The organism is Halococcus sediminicola (genome assembly GCF_000755245.1).
GTDB lineage: Archaea > Halobacteriota > Halobacteria > Halobacteriales > Halococcaceae > Halococcus > Halococcus sediminicola.
In genome coordinates this window covers 1-17,313 of record NZ_BBMP01000011.1, presented here as the reverse complement: position 1 = coordinate 17,313, position 17,313 = coordinate 1, and the positions used below count along the sequence as shown (strand labels likewise).

10 protein-coding genes are annotated in these 17,313 nt (G+C 66.4%); 4 read left to right on the top strand and 6 right to left on the bottom strand.

Annotated features, from left to right (window positions below):
- Positions 1-175 precede the first annotated feature (175 nt).
- The gene (locus ACP97_RS07305; RefSeq protein WP_161782621.1) at positions 176-7,339 is read left to right on the top strand and encodes a choice-of-anchor D domain-containing protein; all 7,164 of its coding nucleotides are present in this window, start codon (positions 176-178) and stop codon (positions 7,337-7,339) included.
- Between the two features lie 194 nt (positions 7,340-7,533).
- Positions 7,534-7,854, top strand: a complete 321-nt coding sequence (locus ACP97_RS07300; protein WP_049997183.1) for a DUF5789 family protein — start codon at positions 7,534-7,536, stop codon at positions 7,852-7,854.
- Here ACP97_RS07300 and aglJ read toward each other — a convergent pair.
- The gene (aglJ, locus tag ACP97_RS07295) at positions 7,851-8,882 is read right to left on the bottom strand and encodes an S-layer glycoprotein N-glycosyltransferase AglJ (RefSeq protein ID WP_049997182.1); all 1,032 of its coding nucleotides are present in this window, start codon (positions 8,880-8,882) and stop codon (positions 7,851-7,853) included. The genes ACP97_RS07300 and aglJ overlap by 4 nt on opposite strands.
- 267 nt (positions 8,883-9,149) lie before the next feature.
- Here aglJ and ACP97_RS07290 point away from each other — a divergent pair, with 267 nt between their 5' ends.
- On the top strand, positions 9,150-10,010 hold the full coding sequence (locus tag ACP97_RS07290; protein ID WP_049997181.1) for a TrmB family transcriptional regulator: 861 nt from the start codon (positions 9,150-9,152) through the stop codon (positions 10,008-10,010).
- A gap of 18 nt (positions 10,011-10,028) precedes the next feature.
- Here ACP97_RS07290 and ACP97_RS07285 read toward each other — a convergent pair whose 3' ends face one another.
- The 4 genes from ACP97_RS07285 to ACP97_RS07270 all read right to left on the bottom strand — a co-directional run bounded on the left by ACP97_RS07285 (position 10,029) and on the right by ACP97_RS07270 (position 15,153).
- Positions 10,029-10,970 (bottom strand): alkaline phosphatase family protein, encoded by a 942-nt coding sequence (locus ACP97_RS07285; protein WP_049997180.1) that lies wholly within the window; start codon positions 10,968-10,970, stop codon positions 10,029-10,031.
- Between the two features lie 87 nt (positions 10,971-11,057).
- Positions 11,058-12,302: a sulfatase family protein gene (locus ACP97_RS07280; RefSeq protein WP_049997179.1), complete on the bottom strand. Its 1,245-nt coding sequence runs from the start codon at positions 12,300-12,302 to the stop codon at positions 11,058-11,060.
- A 55-nt stretch (positions 12,303-12,357) separates the two neighbouring features.
- Positions 12,358-13,776 carry an oligosaccharide flippase family protein gene (locus ACP97_RS07275; protein ID WP_049997178.1) on the bottom strand — a complete coding sequence of 473 codons (1,419 nt, stop codon included), beginning with the start codon at positions 13,774-13,776 and terminating at the stop codon, positions 12,358-12,360.
- Positions 13,777-13,785: 9 nt separating this feature from the next.
- Complete coding sequence (locus tag ACP97_RS07270; RefSeq protein ID WP_049997177.1) at positions 13,786-15,153, bottom strand: sulfatase; 1,368 nt, start codon at positions 15,151-15,153, stop codon at positions 13,786-13,788.
- Between the two features lie 101 nt (positions 15,154-15,254).
- Between ACP97_RS07270 and ACP97_RS07265 the strand changes: the two genes are divergently transcribed.
- A complete protein-coding gene (locus ACP97_RS07265; RefSeq protein ID WP_049997176.1) occupies positions 15,255-16,202 on the top strand; it encodes a glycosyltransferase in 948 nt (315 codons plus the stop codon).
- Positions 16,203-16,228: 26 nt separating this feature from the next.
- Here ACP97_RS07265 and ACP97_RS07260 read toward each other — a convergent pair whose 3' ends face one another.
- Positions 16,229-17,179, bottom strand: a complete 951-nt coding sequence (locus ACP97_RS07260; RefSeq protein WP_272913439.1) for a sugar kinase — start codon at positions 17,177-17,179, stop codon at positions 16,229-16,231.
- Positions 17,180-17,313: the final 134 nt, after the last annotated feature.

Genomic DNA, 17,313 nt, shown 5'->3' with positions numbered 1-17,313 from the left:
ACCCAATACATCACTGGCCGACTCTCGCTCCGACAGCGCTTCGGGAGAGAGCATTTCAGTCAGCCAGTCCGATTCGGCGGCGACGAATCGCTCGTCCGGCGCTCCAAACGGTTCCCGGACGGGATCGTCGGTCTCAACCGTTGCGGAAACGGACCGAGTCGTCGCGTTCTACCAAGTGGATCTTGTCTTCGGGGCTCCGATCAAGCAGTTCGGGGACGACGAGGGGACCTATGCGGACGATCGACTGATTCGGTTCGCCCACGGCGATAGCAAGCGTGCGCTGACGCGTCATTCCGGCAACCTCACGGCTTCGAACGAGAGCTACACCGAGTGTATCGAAAGTCGGGAGATCACCGTGAAAGACGGCACTGCGACGACGACAGTCACGATTCGAGACGGGTGTAACGTCCCTCTCTCGCTCGTGAGCTACCGGAAACCCGGTCCCGGCTGGAGCCCGGAGACCGAGCCGGACCAGACCTTCGTCGATGCGGACTCGGCCACTCTCGGTCCCGGAACGCACACGTTCTCGGTCGCCCTCCCCGACGCTTACGATACCACCAGCGACCGAACCGCCGTCGCCGGTGACTCCGCCACTTTCGGCGAGAACGTCACGCTCGGTCCCGGCGTCGTCGTCGGTGACAACGCGACCGTCGCAAGCGAGACGAGCGTGAGTCATCGAACGCTCCTCGGGCGCAACGTCACGGTCGGGTCGGGCGTCACCATCGGTGCCGGCGTCATCGTGAGCCGTGACGTGTCCATCGGCGACGGCACTCAGATAGGTTCGGGAACACGGATCGGGAGCGGCGTCTCGATCGGTCAGAACGTACTCATCGGTCAAAACGTGAAGATTCGTCCAGGTGTCTCGATCGACGACGGCGCGACGATCCCGTCGAACACGACCGTCGACAGCGACGTTTCGGGGACCGACGAGGGCGTGACGCCCTCGGAGCCGACCGCCCCACCGTCCACCTCACCGGCGATGCCGACGGTTCCCGGTAGCGGTTCGCAATCACCCACCGCTCCGCAGACCGAATCGCCCGGCGAACCGGAACCGACGGCGACAGCGACTGCCGAACCAGCGCCGACGGCAACCGACACGACGACGGCGTCCCCGGACACGTCGACGACCACGCAACCGTCCGAATCGACGACACAACCGCCGTCGTCCACACGCACCGAGACCAGCACACCGACCGAATCACCGCCTTCGACCTCGACCGAGACGGTACCGACGACGGCGTCCACGACCACGCCATCGGACACGACGACCGAATCCCCGACGACGAACACCGCCACCGTGACGTCATCGCCGACGGCGGAACAGCCCACAGAAACGGGCACGGCAACGGAGACGGCAACTCAGTCGCCGGGAACACCCACGACAGCACCGAACCCAACCAGCACAGCCCCGACGACGACTCCAACGCCTACCGCTTCGCCGACCGCGACAGCAACCGCCACCCCGCCGACGGACACCACGACGACTTCCACTCCGCCGGCTACGACGAATCCGTCGCCGACGACGGAGCCGACCGAAACCGTCACTTCGACAACCACGGCCACGACGCCAATCACGACTACTCAGACGACCACAACGACGCCACCGACCGAAACCACTACTCCGGAACCGCCTGGGTCGCCGAACATCGCCCTCTCACCCGCGACGTCGGACTACGGTGAGACGCTCGTCGGGACGAACGGAACCCAGACGTTCACCATCACCAACGACGGTGACAGCGACCTTGCGGTCGCCGGAAGTACACTGACGGGTTCGAACGCCGACCAGTTCGAGATCACCGACGGCGGTGGCTCGTTCACGCTCGCACCCGGCGACTCGCACGACGTCACCGTCCGATTCTCGCCGACCGCGACCGGCCAGCAGACCGCGACGCTCGACGTCGCAAGCGACGACCCGGATAGCCCCACGGTTTCGTCCACGCTCTCCGGGACCGGCGTCCAGCCGACGATCGGACTGACGCCGACGGAGCACGAGTACGGGAGCGTGCCGGTCGACTCCGGCGATACGCAGACATTCACGGTCACGAACGACGGTACTGCACCGCTCAGCGTGACCGCGACCCGGATCACCGGGGCGGATGCAGACCAGTTCACCGTCACTGCCGGTGGCGGGCAGTTCACGCTTGCCCCAGGCGAGTCACACGAAGTCCGAGTACGGTTCGGTCCTACTTCGGCGGGAGCGAAGAACGCAGCCCTCGAAGTCGTCAGCGAAGCGGCGGATGGCGGCGTCCTCTCGGCGGCGCTGTCCGGTACCGGCTCGCAGTCGAACATCGTCGTCGAGCCAGCGAGCCTCGCCTACGGGGATGTCTCGAACGGTGACACCTCGACGCAGACGTTCACTGTGACCAACGACGGCGACGCGCCGCTCGACGTCACCGGGACGTCGGTCGAGGGTGGTGCCGGCGAGTTCACCATCACGGACAACGGTGGACCGTTCACGCTCGCACCGGGCGAGTCCCGCGAAGTCACCGTCCAGTTCGCGCCCACCTCGACGGGAGCGAAAAACGCCAACGTCGTCGTCGAGAGCGACGACGGCGATCAGCCAACCGTGACGGTGCCGGTGGCGGGCAGTAGCGTCGCACCGGGCATCACGATTTCACCCACCGAACACGAGTATGGCGACGTAGCCACCGGGTCCACGAACGTCACGACGTTCACGGTCACGAACGACGGCACTGCGCCGTTGTCGGTTTCGGAGACGACTATCACTGGCCCGAACGCGGGCGAGTTCGCGATCACTGACGGTAGTGGGGCGTTCACGCTCGCACCCGGTGAATCCCGAGAGATCAGAGTGCGATTCGCACCCACCTCGGTTGGTGCGAAGAGTGCCACTCTCGCCGTCGACAACAACGCGGGCGAGACACTCACGGCGGCGCTGTCGGGAACCGGCACCCAATCGAACGTCGCGGTCGACTCCCCGAGCCACGACTACGGTGAGGTTCCCAACGACCGAAATGCAACGCAAACCTTCACCATCACGAACGACGGCAACGGGCCGCTGTCGGCCTCGAGCGTTACCATCGCCGGGATGGATCCAGGTTCGTTCACCATCCTCTCGGGCGGCGGAGCGTTCGACCTCGAACCGGGAGAGTCACGCGAGATCGAGGTACGATTCGCCCCGACCACGACAGGCGACAAAGCCGCCCAGCTCGTCGTCGAGAGCGACAATGCTGACCAGCCGACGCTGACGATCCCCTTGAGAGGAACGAGCACCGAACCGGACATCACGCTCACGCCAGATGCACGCGACTACGGCGACGTGCCGGTGGAGTCGGCCGAGACACGGGCCTTCGTGGTCCGAAACGATGGAAGCGCGCCGCTGTCGGTTTCGGACGTCACCATCGCGGGTGCGGACGCCGGCGAGTTCACGATCACCGACGGCGGTGGCTCCTTCGAGCTGTCACCGAACGAAACCAGAACGATAACCGTCGCGTTCTCGCCGACCTCGACGGGCGCGAAGAGCGCGACGCTCGAAGTCGCGAGCGACGACGCGGACAGCCCGACGGTCACGGGTTCGCTCACGGGACAGGCCACCCAGTCGAACATCGCCGTCGATCCCGCGAGCCTCGACTACGGTGACGTCTCGAACGACGGCCAGGCGACGCAGACGGTTACGGTGACCAACGACGGCGACGCACCGCTGTCGGTTTCCGGGGCGACCATCTCCGGGCGGGATGCCGGCGAATTCACCATTACCGACGGCGGTGGACCGTTCACGCTCGCACCGGGCGAGTCCCGCGAAGTCACCGTCCAGTTCGCGCCCTCCTCGACGGGTGACAAGACGGCGGAAGTCGTCATCGAGAGCGACGACGCCGACCAGCCCACGGTGACGGTACCGCTCTCCGGCGGCAGCGTCGAACCCAACGCGGTGCTCACCCCCGAAACGTACGACTACGGTGACGTGGCGGTCGGTTCCGGCGATACGCAGACGTTCACCGTCACGAACGACGGCACTGCGCCGCTCGACGTGAGCGGAACCCGATTGATCGGTGCCGACGCGGACCAGTACACCTTCGTTTCGGGTGACGGATCGTTCACGCTCGCACCGGACGAATCGCGCGAAGTCACTGTGGCGTTCGCACCCACCTCGACGGGCGCGAAGAACGCAACACTCGCCATCGACAGCGACGACCCGGACAGTCCCACGCTGACGAGTTCGCTGTCGGGCACCGGCACCCAGTCGAACATCGTGGTCGACCCCACGAGCCTCGACTACGGTGAGGTTCCCGACGACGGAGAGAGCACGCGCACGTTCCTGGTGACGAACGACGGGACTGCGCCGCTGTCGGTTTCCGGGACGACGCTCTCGGGTGCGGATGCCGGCGAATTCACCATCACCGACGGTGGTGGACCGTTCACGCTCGGTCCCGGCGAGTCCCGCGAAGTCACCGTCCAGTTCGCGCCCTCCTCGACCGGTTCGAAGAGCGCGACACTCGCCATCGACAGCGACGACGGCGACCAGCCAACCGTCACGGTATCACTCGCCGGTGAGAGCGTCGCACCGAACGTCGCTCTCTCCCCGTCAAGCAACGATTACGGCGAGATTCCCACGGGATCGGCGAACACGACGACGTTCACGGTCACGAACGACGGCACTGCACCGCTCGACGTGAGCGGAACGAGTATCACCGGGGCGGACGCGGCTGCGTTCACCGTCGTCGGCGGTGGCGGCGCGTTCACGCTCGGTCCCGGCGAGAGTCGGGAGCTAACCGTCGAGTTCGCTCCCGAATCGACGGGCACGAAGAGCGCGAGACTCGAAGTGCGGAGCAACGATCCCGACCAACCGACCGTCTCGTCGGACATCTCCGGAACGGGTATCGAGTCGAACATCGCCGTCGATCCCGCGAACCTCGACTACGGCGACGTGGTGAACGACGGGAACGCCACCCAGACGGTCACCGTCACGAACGACGGCACCGCGCCGCTTGCGATCTCGGGAACGAGCATCGGGGGTGACGACGCAGGTGCGTTCACGATCACCGACGGCGGTGGACCGTTCACGCTTGCACCGGGCGAGTCACAGGAAGTGACAGTGCAGTTCGCGCCGACGACCACCGGCGAGAAGAACGCACAGTTGGTCGTCGAGAGCGACGATCCCGACCAGCCGACCGTGACGGTGCCACTCACCGGCCAGAGCGTCAAGCCGACGATCGGTCTCTCGTCGGAGAGTTACGATTACGGCGACGTGGCGGTCAACACGGGTAACGTCACGACGTTCACGGTCACGAACGACGGCAATGCGCCGCTCACCGTCTCGGGGACGACCATCTCCGGTGCGAACGCCGAGGAGTTCGCGCTCGTCGACGGTGGACGGTCGTACATGCTGGCTCCCGGCGAATCGCGCGACATCCGGGTCAGATTCGTTCCGAACTCGACGGGCGCGAAGAGCGCGACCCTCGAACTCGAAAGCGACGACCCCGACCGGCCCACCGTCACCGCGGCTCTCACCGGGACGGGCACCGCGTCGAATATCGTCGTCGACCCACCGAGTTACGACTACCGGCAGGTGCCAAACGGTGGCAGTCAGACGAAGAACTTCACCGTCACCAACGACGGGGACGCACCGCTGTCAGTCTCGTCGACGAGCATCGTGGGTCCGGACGCCGGCGACTTCACCATCGTCGATGGGAGTGGGCCGTTCACGCTCCAGCCCGGCGAATCGCAAAGCGTCGAGGTGCGCATCGACTTCGCGCCGACGACGACGGGCGAGAAGAAGGCGACGCTCGTCGTCGAGAGCGACGCCGCGAACCAGCCAACCGTGACGGTACCGCTGTCGGGCGAAAGCATCGCACCATCCATCTCGCTCACACCCGAGACGCGTGACTTGGGCGAAGTGCCGGCTGGGTCGGTGAACACCACGACGTTCACCGTCACGAACGACGGCACCGCAGGACTCGACGTGAGTGCGGTGAACGTCGTCGGCGCGGACGCGAGCGAGTTCACCGTGATCGGTCCCGACGCCCCGTTCACGGTCGAACCGGGCCAGAGTCGAGAGATAACCGTGGAGTTTGCGCCCGGTTCCGCCGGCGCAAAGAGCGCGACCATCGAAGTGCAGAGCAACGATCCCGAGCAGTCCACCGTCACCGCGGCGCTCACCGGGACGGGCACCGCGTCGAACCTCGTCGCGGACCCGGCTCGGCACGACTTCGGTGAGGTGGCAACCGGGACCACGAACACGACGACGATTACGGTCACGAACGACGGGAGCGCGCCGCTTGCAGTGACCGACACGAGCATCGTCGGCGCGAACGGCGAGGAGTTCAGCATCGTCGACGGCGGTGGCCCGTTCACGCTCGCACCCGGCGAGGTGCGAGAGATCACCGTCGGCTTCTCGCCCACCTCGGCCGGTCCGAAGGCGGCGAGTCTGGCGATCGAAAGCGACGCCGTGAACCAGCAGGCCGTGACGATACCCCTCTCGGGCAGTGGGTTCGTCCCGCGGTGTAGCGTCGAGGTGAGCGACGTCACGGCACCGGACACCGTGACGCGTGGCGAGCAGGCAACGGTCACCGCGAACGTCACCAACACCGGCCGGGCGAACGGCTGCACCGAGAACGCGACGCTCACCGCCGCCGGACAGAGTAGCGGGAAGGTCGACGTCGTGTTCTTGCTCGACGACTCGGGAAGCATGCAGCCCTACATCGATCAGGTCAGAGACGACATTCGCGGGTTCAACAACGAACTCGACAGTCAGGGCATCGACGCCCGCTTTGCGGTCGTGACCTACGGCAAAGGCTCGGCGACGCTGCGACAGGACTACACCAGCGACGTCGGCCAGACCGAACGGACCATCGACGGTATCTCCGCAAGCGGGGCGTTCGAGGCCAACTACCGGGCGATCCGTGGCTCGCTGAACGCGCTCTCGGCGCGCTCGGACGCCAAAACCGTGCTCATCGACATCACGAACGAGGACAGCGACCGGATCTCGTCGGACCCGACACAGGACGAGTTGGTCACCCTCATCGACGACAAGAAGGCGAAGCTCATCTCGGTCTCGCCGGACGTCGACTACATCCGGAACTACAACAACCGGCGTGGCGAGGCGTACGACCCCGCACTCGACCTGCGCGTGCTCGCCGAGCGCGTCGCCGACGGCGCGTGGTTCGACCTCCTCGCGCCGGGGAGCTTCACCGACAAGTTCACCAACGAGGTCATCACGTCCGTCGGCCAGAACGTCACCGACGAACAGAGCGTCACGCTCGACGCGGGCGAATCGCAGGAGGTGACGTTCACCATCGACACGAGCACCTTCAAGACCGGCGAGATCGCCTACTCGGTGACGGTCAACGCGAGCACTCGCACGGGACGGATAACCGTCGAGTAGCGCTCGAACGGCCGATTTCACGCGACCTGTCGCCGATTTCGGTGCGATGGGATTTTCATTCGGTATCCCCGATAACTTCATTCGACACTTCACTTCCCGGCTACTCGAACCCACACAGCGAGGCGACCGAATCCTTGACCGATGGCCGCGAGCAGTGCCGGAGGGTTTTCGTCGGTCGGTCGCCACGTCCGGACATGGGTGTCCGACCGCCGCAGGACGACACGGACGAGCCGGAGAGTCTCGCGTTCGGTATCGCCGCGCTCGCCGAGCGTCTCGACCGCGCGGACGTCTCTTACCCGGTCGATTCGGCGGAACTGGTGCGCGCGCTCGACGACCCGAAAGTCCCCTGTGACCCGGCCGGCAACGGACTGGCGCTCTCGACGGCGCTCGAACGAGTAGGAAAAGAACGGTTCGACTCCGAGGACGAACTGCTTGATGCGCTCCATCCGGTCTTCGAAAAGCAGCGGCGGTCGGCCCCCAGCGGACTGCTGGGGCGACTTCGGTCGCTGTTCTAGTCGCGCTCGCCCGCCCGTCCGCTCACACGCCGATCGTCCAGCCGAGCGCCCTCGGTTCGTGGCTCGCTCTCGACGGCCGACTCACGTCCGTCTGGCCGGGCGTTCTCGACGAGCGCCTCGAAGCGGCGCGTCTGTTCGCGGTTGATGGCGAGCATCATGTCCGAGAGGACGCCGAACATCACCAACTGGACGCCGACGATGACCGCGAAGGCCGCCGCGACCGCGAGCACCTCGTGGGAGATGCGGAGGGTGAGCCACTCGACGAGGACGTACGTGGCCAGCACCACGCCGACGAACCCCGAGAGCGCGCCGGCGCTGCCGAAGTAGAACAGGGGGTTGTTGGTCTTGGCCAACCGGTAGAGCGTGAGCAGGATGCGCGCGCCGTCGCGCACGGGTCGAAGGTTCGTCTCGGAGTCCGCGGGTCGGGCCTGGTAGGTGATGGGGACGGTCACCATCTCGACGCCCTGTTTGACGCACTCGACGGCGAGTTCGGTCTCGATGCCGAACCCCTCCGCGGTGGGGTGACAGCGCTCGAACGACTCGCGGGTGAACGCGCGATACCCACTCAGCACGTCGCCGACGTCGCGGCCGTGGACGGTGCGGAAGGCGCGATTGATCATCCGATTGCCGACGCCATTGAAACGGGTCATCGCACCGTCGGCCATGTCGGCGTAGCGGTCGCCGATGACGTGGTCGGCCTTCCCACTCAGGAGGGGGTCGAGTAGTGCCTCGGCGTCGGCCGGCCGGTAAGTTCCGTCGCCGTCGAGCAGGAGGATGTACGGGGCGGTCGTGCGGGCGACGCCCTCGCGGACGGCCTGCCCCTTGCCGGTGCCCTTCCCCCGGCCGGACTGCTCGACGACGCGCGCACCGTGCTCGCGGGCGATGTTCCTCGTCTCGTCGGTCGAGTGACCGTCGATCACTAAGATGTTCGAAAAGCCCCGCTCGCGGAAGCCGTCGACGACGCTACCGATGGTCGCGGCCTCCTCGTAGGTCGGAATCAGTACGCAGACGTCGCCGCACTCGGCCATTGCCCGACCCTCCTCGGGCCACGCGCAAAACCCTTTGGCACCCGCTTCGTCCTCTTTCTCGCTACGCTCACTCTTCGCGCCGTTCGCTCAGGTGCTCCCAGACCTCAGCACAGCCACAGCCATCCGGCACGTCCGCGAGATGCTCGTCGACGTCCTCCGTTGTATCGGATCCCATAGTTACTCGCTCTCCGAGTAACCGGTTGTGACGTAATAATAAATATCTTTCCCCGGCGGCGCGTTTACAACCCCGCCCGCCGGACGGTTTTCATGACCGACGTCGACCCCACGGGGACCCTCGACAGGCTGGGTCTCACCGAGTACGAAGAGCGCACGCTCACGGAACTCTTCACGCTGGGCCGGACGACCGCGCCGACGCTCGCCGAGAGCACGGGCGTTCCGAAGGCGCGCATCTACGGCGTGCTCGACGCGCTCGCCGACCGCGGGTTCGTGAAGGTGATCCCCGAACGGCCGAAACGCTACCAACCCCGTTCACCCGGAGCGATCCTCGAACGCGCCGTCGAGAACCGCCGACAGGACTACGAGGGATTTCGCGCCACCCTCGACGAGCGCCGCGGGGCCTTTCTGGAGGAGTTCGAACCACGCTACGAGCGCGCGAGCGAGGGCGTCACCCCTACTGAAGAGCTGTTCTCGGTGGTCGACGTCGGCGAACCGAGCGAGGCCGAAACCCGGCGGCTGTACCATCAAGCCGACGAGCAGCTCCGCATCATCACCAAGAGCTTCGAGTATCTGGATACCGTCGCACCGGCGCTCACGGCGGCCACCGAGCGCGATATCGACGTCGCGGTGCTCATGCTCCATCCCGACCATCTGGATGCCGACAACGCCGCGACTCAGGCCGCGGTCGTCGAGCGCATCGAGCACGAGTATCCGGCCGTGGGGCTGCGCTTCAGCACCGGCAAGCTCCCGTGGCGGGGCACGCTCGCCGACCCGAGCATGGACTACGAGACGGGCCGGGCGATCGTCCTCGTCGAGGAGAAAGACGTCCCGCTGTCGATGCGACAGGCCGCGCTCACCGAGAACGGCTCGTTCGTAGCGGGCCTCAAACGCTATTTCGACCTGCTTTGGGAGTACGAAAGCGTCGGCGAGTATCCACGGCACGAATCCTGACGCCCGCTTCGGCCGACTTCAGCCCGTTTCGTCTTCGGTGTAGCCGAGCGCTTGGAGCCGTTCGGCGACCGTCTCGTCGGTGGGGTCGCTTCGCTTTCCCGACTCGATTTCGGGTTCGTGAGTCCGACGGTCGGTCGCGCTCGTCACGAACCACGGGACCGTCCGGAGCACGTCGAGGGGAACGTTCGGGTGGCCGTAGATGCCCCACTCGCCCTTGGCGTTGCCGTGGTCGGCGGTGATGGCGACGCGCTCGGCGTCGAGATTGTCGAGGAGGATTTCGAGGTCGTCGAGCACGTAGCGGAGGTTCGCCACGTAAGCTCCCCAGACCTCGCGCTCGGTGAACTCACCACGACGAAGCCCCTGCCACGCCATCTCGCGGCCGTCGCGCCACTCGTCGAGGGTCGCTGAGCCGCCGAGCGGGCGCGGCACGCTCGGGAAGTGTGGCTGCATGTAGTGGACCAATAGGCGCTCGTCGGAGCCTCGTTCGCGGCCGGCGCGGATCGCGCGGTCGGTCACGGGGCGGGCCGGCACGATGCCCACCTCTTCGTCCCACGCGTCGCGCCAGACCTCGTCGAGCAGCGCGAACCGGTCGGCATCGAGGAATTGGTGGGTGAATGGGTTCGCGCTCACGTGAACGGTGTTCGCGATCTCGTCGGCGTACTCGTCGGTGAACGTCCGCTCCATCCACTCGTAGGAGGTCGAGCCGGGTGAGCGGTGGGTTCCTGGATCGTCGAGAAACTCGTACCCGTGGGCAACACCGCGAAGGACGTCGGCGCGACAGCCATCGAGGATTACGAGCGCGTCCCACGAACGGTCGTAGATGTTGACGCCGGGGTCGGCGAAGCGATCGGCCCGGCGGAGCGCGCCGATCCACAGTTCGTCGGCGCTCGTGCGCACACCGGCCATCCCGTCGCGATCGACCCGCGCTTTGGTTTCGGCGAGCCAGTCGGCGAACGTCATCGTCCTGAGGACGCGCCGCAGCGACAAACGCCTTCGGCTTCTGCCGCCCCGTCGGCCCCATTGGCCACCGCCTCCATACCAGAGGCGTCAGCGATAGCCGAGCGCCCGGAGCCGCTCGTCGATGGCGAGCCGTTCGGAATCGACCTCCTCAAGATCGGGTAGCCGTGCTTCGAGCTCCCGCTCGCGCTCGGGATCGGAGATCGGTCGTCGTTCGGCCGGATCGGCGGCGAGATCGTACAACTCGGAATCCCAATCGCGACCCGGATGCTCGATATATTTCGAACGGGGAGTCCGCACGGCACGCAGCCAGTTCTCTCGCCCGCGGAGCGCCGCCCCGCAGGCCCGGATGTAGGCGTCGCGGTCGTCGATCCCACCGACGAGCGTCTCACCATCGATATCGAGAGTGGAATCGATCCCGAGCACGTCGAGCAGCGTCGGCAGCACGTCGATCTGGCGGCAGACGGCCGACTCGCGGCCCGCCTCGATCCCGGGGCCGGCGAGCACCAGCGGGACGTTCGCGGCGTGGTCGAAGACCGTCTCGCCGTGGCCGCTCTCCACGAACCGATCGGCGATGCCGGCCGGCACGAGGTGCTCGGCGAACCGATCGAGCATCCGCTCCGCGCGGCGGGTGTCGAGCCCGAACTCGTAGCGGATCTTGTCGCGGACGCGCTTCGCGGCGTCGTGGAGCGGGTGGCCGCGCCACGTAATGGACTCGCCGTGATCGCCGTGGAGCACCACGACCGTGTCCTCGGGAACGCGTTCGACGAGCCGTTCGAGCTGAGCGTCGAGCGCCGAGAGCGCCCGTTCGTACGGCCAGCGCCCGTATTGCTCGTCGTCGTACCGCGCCGGCACCGAGATCGGCTCGTGGAGTTCCCAGAGGTGGAGATAGCAGAAGAAAGGACTGTCGAGGGTTTCGAGTTCGTCGGCCGCCGTCCAGGACCAGTCGTCGAACAGCGAGCGGTCGTTCTCGCGGTAGCGGTACTCGTCGAACCCGCGGTCGAGATCGGTCTCGTCGACGAGCGGGCCGGTGACCATCGCGCTCGTGTGATAGCCCGCGTCGCGCAGATGCTCGGCGAGCGTCGTCGCCTCGGGTGCGAGTCGTGCCTCGCGGAGCGAGCGCACGCCGTTGTGTTCGGCGTACTGGCCGGTCATGAGGCTCGCCACACAAGGGGTGGTGGTCGTTGCCGACGCGTAGAGCTCGGTGTAGGAACGGCCGCGCTCGACGAGCGAATCGATGAACGGCGTTTCGCCCCAGCCCTCCCGAATGGCGTCGCCGCGCAGGCAGTCTACACAAATGACTAGGAGGTTCGGCGAATCACGGGTCGCGTTCATGAAGCGTTTCGGGGTAGTCGTGGCCACGAGCGCTTGAACGCACCGATGCGCCGACTCAACTCGGTATTGGCAGATTCCGCCGGACGGTCGCCCGGAAGCGCCGCGAGAGCACGGTCAGCGTGGCGAAATACGCCCCACCACCGACGGCGACAAGCGCGACCGTCCACGCGACGCCCGCACCGGCGAACCCGCGGCCGACGAAGACGACGACACCCATCGCGACGGCTGCGAACGCCTGACTCGCCAGTTCGCCGATCGGAATCGGAATCGTGACGTATTTCTGGAGATACCAGTACGAGAGCACCAGTCCGACCGTCGCCGAGGTCGCGGTGGCGACGGCCGCGCCGAGCCAGCCGACGAGCGCGACGAGCGCCACGTTGAGCACGAGATTCGTGGCGACGAAGGTGACGTTGATCCGGAAGGCGCTGTCGGGCCGGTCGATCGCCGCGAGCACGTTCGTGAACTGCGACTGGTAGACGTAGAGCAGTCTGGCGGCCACGAGCACGAGCAGGATCGTGTAGCCACGGGTGAACTCCGCGCCGTAGATGGCGAGCACGCGCCGGCCGACGACCACACAGCCGACGAATCCAGGAATGACGAAGAGTCCGGAGTAGGCTACCGCGTCGTCGATGAGGCCATCGATACCGTCCTCGCCGGCGCTCGACAGCTTGCTGATCGCCGGGAACAGCGTCGTGCTGACCGACGCGCCGAACACCGCGAGCACGGATGCGAGGTTCCAGGCGACCTCGTAAACGCCGATCTGGCCCGACGAGATCGCGAAGGCGGGGATCGCGAGCACGAGTGTGTCCATCGAGGCGAAGGTGCGCGATTCGATGCCGGAGAACCAGGAGTATTTTGCGTAGCCCAGCAAGCTCCGGAGGTGCTTGCGGGTCGGCAGCCGCGGACGGATGGCGAGCAGCGAGAGGCCGACGAGGCCCGTCAGCAGTTCGGCGACCGCGTAGCCAGCCAGCAGCCAGCCAACAGTGCCGAGGCCGACGACCACGACGCCGATTTGGAGCGCGCCGCGGGCGGTGCGGTCGAACGGACCGAGCAGCGAGGACAGCGCCACTCGATGACGGCCCTCGATCGCCGCTCGCACCTGCCAAACGAGGAGTCCCGTGGCGAGCAGCGCGATCAGCCCGAGCGCCGCGTCGGTTCTGAGGTAGTCGTTGACCGGGCCGCGGAAGACGAGAATCGCACCCGCGAGCACGACGAACGCGACCAGTTGGAGGGTGAGTCCCGCACCGAAGAACGCCGCCTCCGATTCTCCCTCGCTCACGCGCTTGCGGATAGCCATCTGGATGCCCTGCCCGCCGAGCACCTTCAGCCAGACCAACACCGCGACGACGAGGAAGTAGTTGCCGAGCACCGCGTCGCCGAGTTCGCGCGCGAGATAGACGGTGACGACGAAGCCGAAAATCGACGTCGCTATCTGCGAGAGGAAGTTGACGATCGACGTCTGGCCGATGCGCATCGCTGCCGGTCACTCCGCGTAGCCGAGGTCGCGGAGGCGTTTTCTGGTACTCTCGTCCATCTCGACGGTCCGCAGGTCGTCGGCGCTCGCCGCGATCCGCTCTCGATGCTCGTCGAGCACGCTGTGAAGCCGTTCGCACACCTCGGAGTGGCCGTCGGCGACGTTCTCGTGCTCGCCAGGGTCGGCCGCGAGGTCGTAGAGCACGTGTCCGTCCCCGCGCTCGATATATTTCCAGCGGTGGTCGCGGTAGGCGAAGCGGCGCTCGCCGCCGCCACGATTTCCGTCGGCCCAGTCGCCGACGACGTGCTCGCGCGGCCAGTCGCCCTCGCCGTCGAGCAGCGGACGGAGACTGTGGCCGACGAACGAATTCGCCTGCTCGCCGCCCGCGTAATCGACGATGGTCGGCGTGAGGTCGGCCAGCCCGACGAGTTCGTCGTGGGTCATTGCTCGGGAATCGCCCCCGAAACTCACGATCAGCGGGACGTGGAGCATCTCGTCGTGGAAGGTCTGTGTGTGGCTGTAGCCGCCGTGCTCGCCAAATGCCTCGCCGTGGTCGGCGGTGACGATCACCATCGTGTCGTCGCCCCAGGACTTACGAACGCGCTCGATCAGACGACCGATCTCCGCATCGGTGAAGCGGATCTCGGCGTCGTAGAGGTCGATCAACGTCCCACGTTCGTCGTCGGTGATCTCGTCGGGGGCCTCGATCATCTTCCGGCGGAGCCTGATCGCCTCGCGCTCGGAGATGGGGTCGATGCCGAGCGCGCGCTGGTGGCGCTCGGGCGGGCGGTAGGGATGGTGGACGTCCATGTAGTGCGTCCAGAGGAATCGAGGGCCATCGTGCTCGTTCTCGGCCCAGTCGATGGCTTTCTCGGTGATGTCGTCGGCCCTGACGTAGGCCGAGCCGACGTTGATGCCGGCTTCCTTTTCGGCCGTGTCGACCGCTCTCGACAGAACGCCGTAGAGCCAGCCGTCCTCGTCGAGGCGCTCCTCGACGGCTCCCTTCACCCGGGCCGCCGGCGATGGGTCACTCTTCGAGTCGAAAAAGGCGTCGAACTCCCGCGAATAACCGAACTCCGCCGAGAGATAGAGGTTCGAGTGAAAGCCCCCCGCTCGGTAGGCGGCGGGGAGCGCCTCGGTGACGAGGGTTCGATTCTCGGAAAGGGATTCGTAGCCGCCGTACATGAGCGCGGTCGACGAGGTGAGGATCGACGGGAACGAGGCCCGAGTCGCGCAGGCGTGGGCGAAGGCGTTCTCGAAGCGGTGACCGTTCGCCGCGAGCGCGTCGATGGCCGGCGTCGTTTCCCGCTCGTAGCCGTCACACCCGAGATGGTCGGCCCGGAGCGAATCGACGGTGATGAGCAGCACGTCCCGCATTCGCTTCCGTGTCCTCACCACATCGGTTAGTACCTTTCCGTCGCCGACGCCTATCGAACGGACTCCGAACGTTCAAGCGAGTGGCCCGACCAGGGTCAGCGATGCCCGAGCCAGCGGTCTCGCTGCCCGAGTCGCTCCAGGAAGGCGAGGGACCGCTCGTGTCGGTGATCGTCCCGACCTACGGCGACAGCGAGTTGCTCGGTCCGGCGCTCGAATCCATCGCGGCCCAAACCTACGGGAACGTTGAACTGATCGTCGTCGATAGCTCCGACGTGTCCTGGCTGCGCGACCTCGCCGATCGCGTCGATGGGTTCACCTACCTGTTTCAGGAGCCACAGGGTCTCGCGGCGGCACGCAATCGCGGGCTCGACGCTGCCACCGGCGAGATAATCGCTTTCCTCGACGCCGACGACCGCTGGCTCCCCGAAAAGCTCGACCGACAGCTCGCGGCCGTCGCGGGCGGTGCCGATATCGTCTACTCGGACGTCTATCTCGTCGAGGATGGCGAAAAACGCCGACAGTCCGCGCTGCCGATCCGGAATCCCGAAACCCACCACATCGATTTCCTCTACGAGGGTGGCGTGCCGATGCCGACCGTGCTCGCCCGTCGAGACTGCTTCGCCGACGAGCACTTCGACGAGCGCCTGCCGGTCGCCGAGGACCGTCACCTCTGGGCGCGGCTGTTCGCTCGCTACCGCCCCGCGCGCGTGGCCGAACCGCTCGCGTGCTACACCCGCCGGGAGGACTCGCTGAGTTCGGACCTCGAACTGATGTACGAGACCGAACTGACGGTGATTGCGGATCTCGCCGATCGACTGCCCGGTCTCGCAGCCCACCGCGCGGCGCTCGAACGCAAGGCGAGATACAAGTACGGCAAGCGACTGCTGCGCGCCGGCTGGAGTTCGGCGGCACGGCACGAACTCCAGCGAGCGGTCGCCGCCGGCGAGCGCGATCCGCGTGCGCTCGCCCTTCTCGTACTGGCGTACGCACCGGCCGGCCACGAACGACTGCTGGGGCTACTCGAACGCCTCCAGGAGCGCTGGCGGTAGCTGCGGGCGACGGTCTCGGAACGGGGCTACCGCCGGAGCGCCTCGCGCTCGCCGAGGAACACGTCGAGTTCACGCTCGGTGGGCAGCCCCTCGACGTCGCCGGTCACGGTCGTGGCGAACGCACCGACGGCGTTGGCGCGTTTCGTCGCCTCGATCGCGCCGAGTCCACGGAGACGGCCGTCGAGGAAGCCGGCGGCGAACCCGTCGCCCGCGCCGATGGGGTCGACGACGCGCTCGACCTCGTAGCCCGGCACGCGGGTCGGCTCTCCATCCGAGACCAGCGCACCCTCGGGGCCGAGCTTGACGACCGCGACGGCGGCCCCTCGTGTGCGACACGCTTCCGCGATTCCTTCGGGCGTGTCGGCGTCGAACAGCGCCCGCCCCTCCTCGATGCCCGGGAGCACGATATCGCTCTTTTCGACGAGTTCGAGTAGCGTCCGCCGCATCTGCTTTTCATTTTCCCAGAGTTTGTGGCGGATGTTCGGGTCGAACGATATCATCGTGTCCGCTTCGCTTGCGCGCTCGATGGCCGCGAGAGTCGCCTCGCGGCAGGATTTGCTCAGCGCGGGCGTGATGCCCGTCAGATGGAGATAATCGACCTCCGCGATGGCATCGGTGGGGAGATCGGCGGGCGTCATCGTGCTCGCGGCCGAGCCGTGCCGATAGTAGTACACCGAACTCTCGCCGAGCGCGCGGCGCTCCTTGAACATGAGGCCCGTCGGGGCGTCCTCGGTGAATTTCACAGTCGAGGTATCGACGCCCTCGCCGCGGACGAAGGAGTTGACGTACTCGCCATGTGGGTCCGCACCGAGCTTGCTGTGCCAGGCCACATCGTTACCGAGCCGCGAGAGGGCGATGGCGACGTTGCTCTCGGCCCCGCCGAGGCTCTTTTTGTATGTCTGCTGGTGTTTCATTGGAGCCGACCCCTCGGGGCCGAATAGCACCATTGTCTCGCCGAGCGCGGGCGCGTGAGTGATGGCTCGACCTCCGCGATGTCACGGATACACATCTGACGCTACCGACGATATGCAGTCGATGAAGAGGAGAGGGAGAAATAGGATAGAAAAAAAAAAAATCACAAAAATATACAAGTAGTGCAATATAGGTAGAG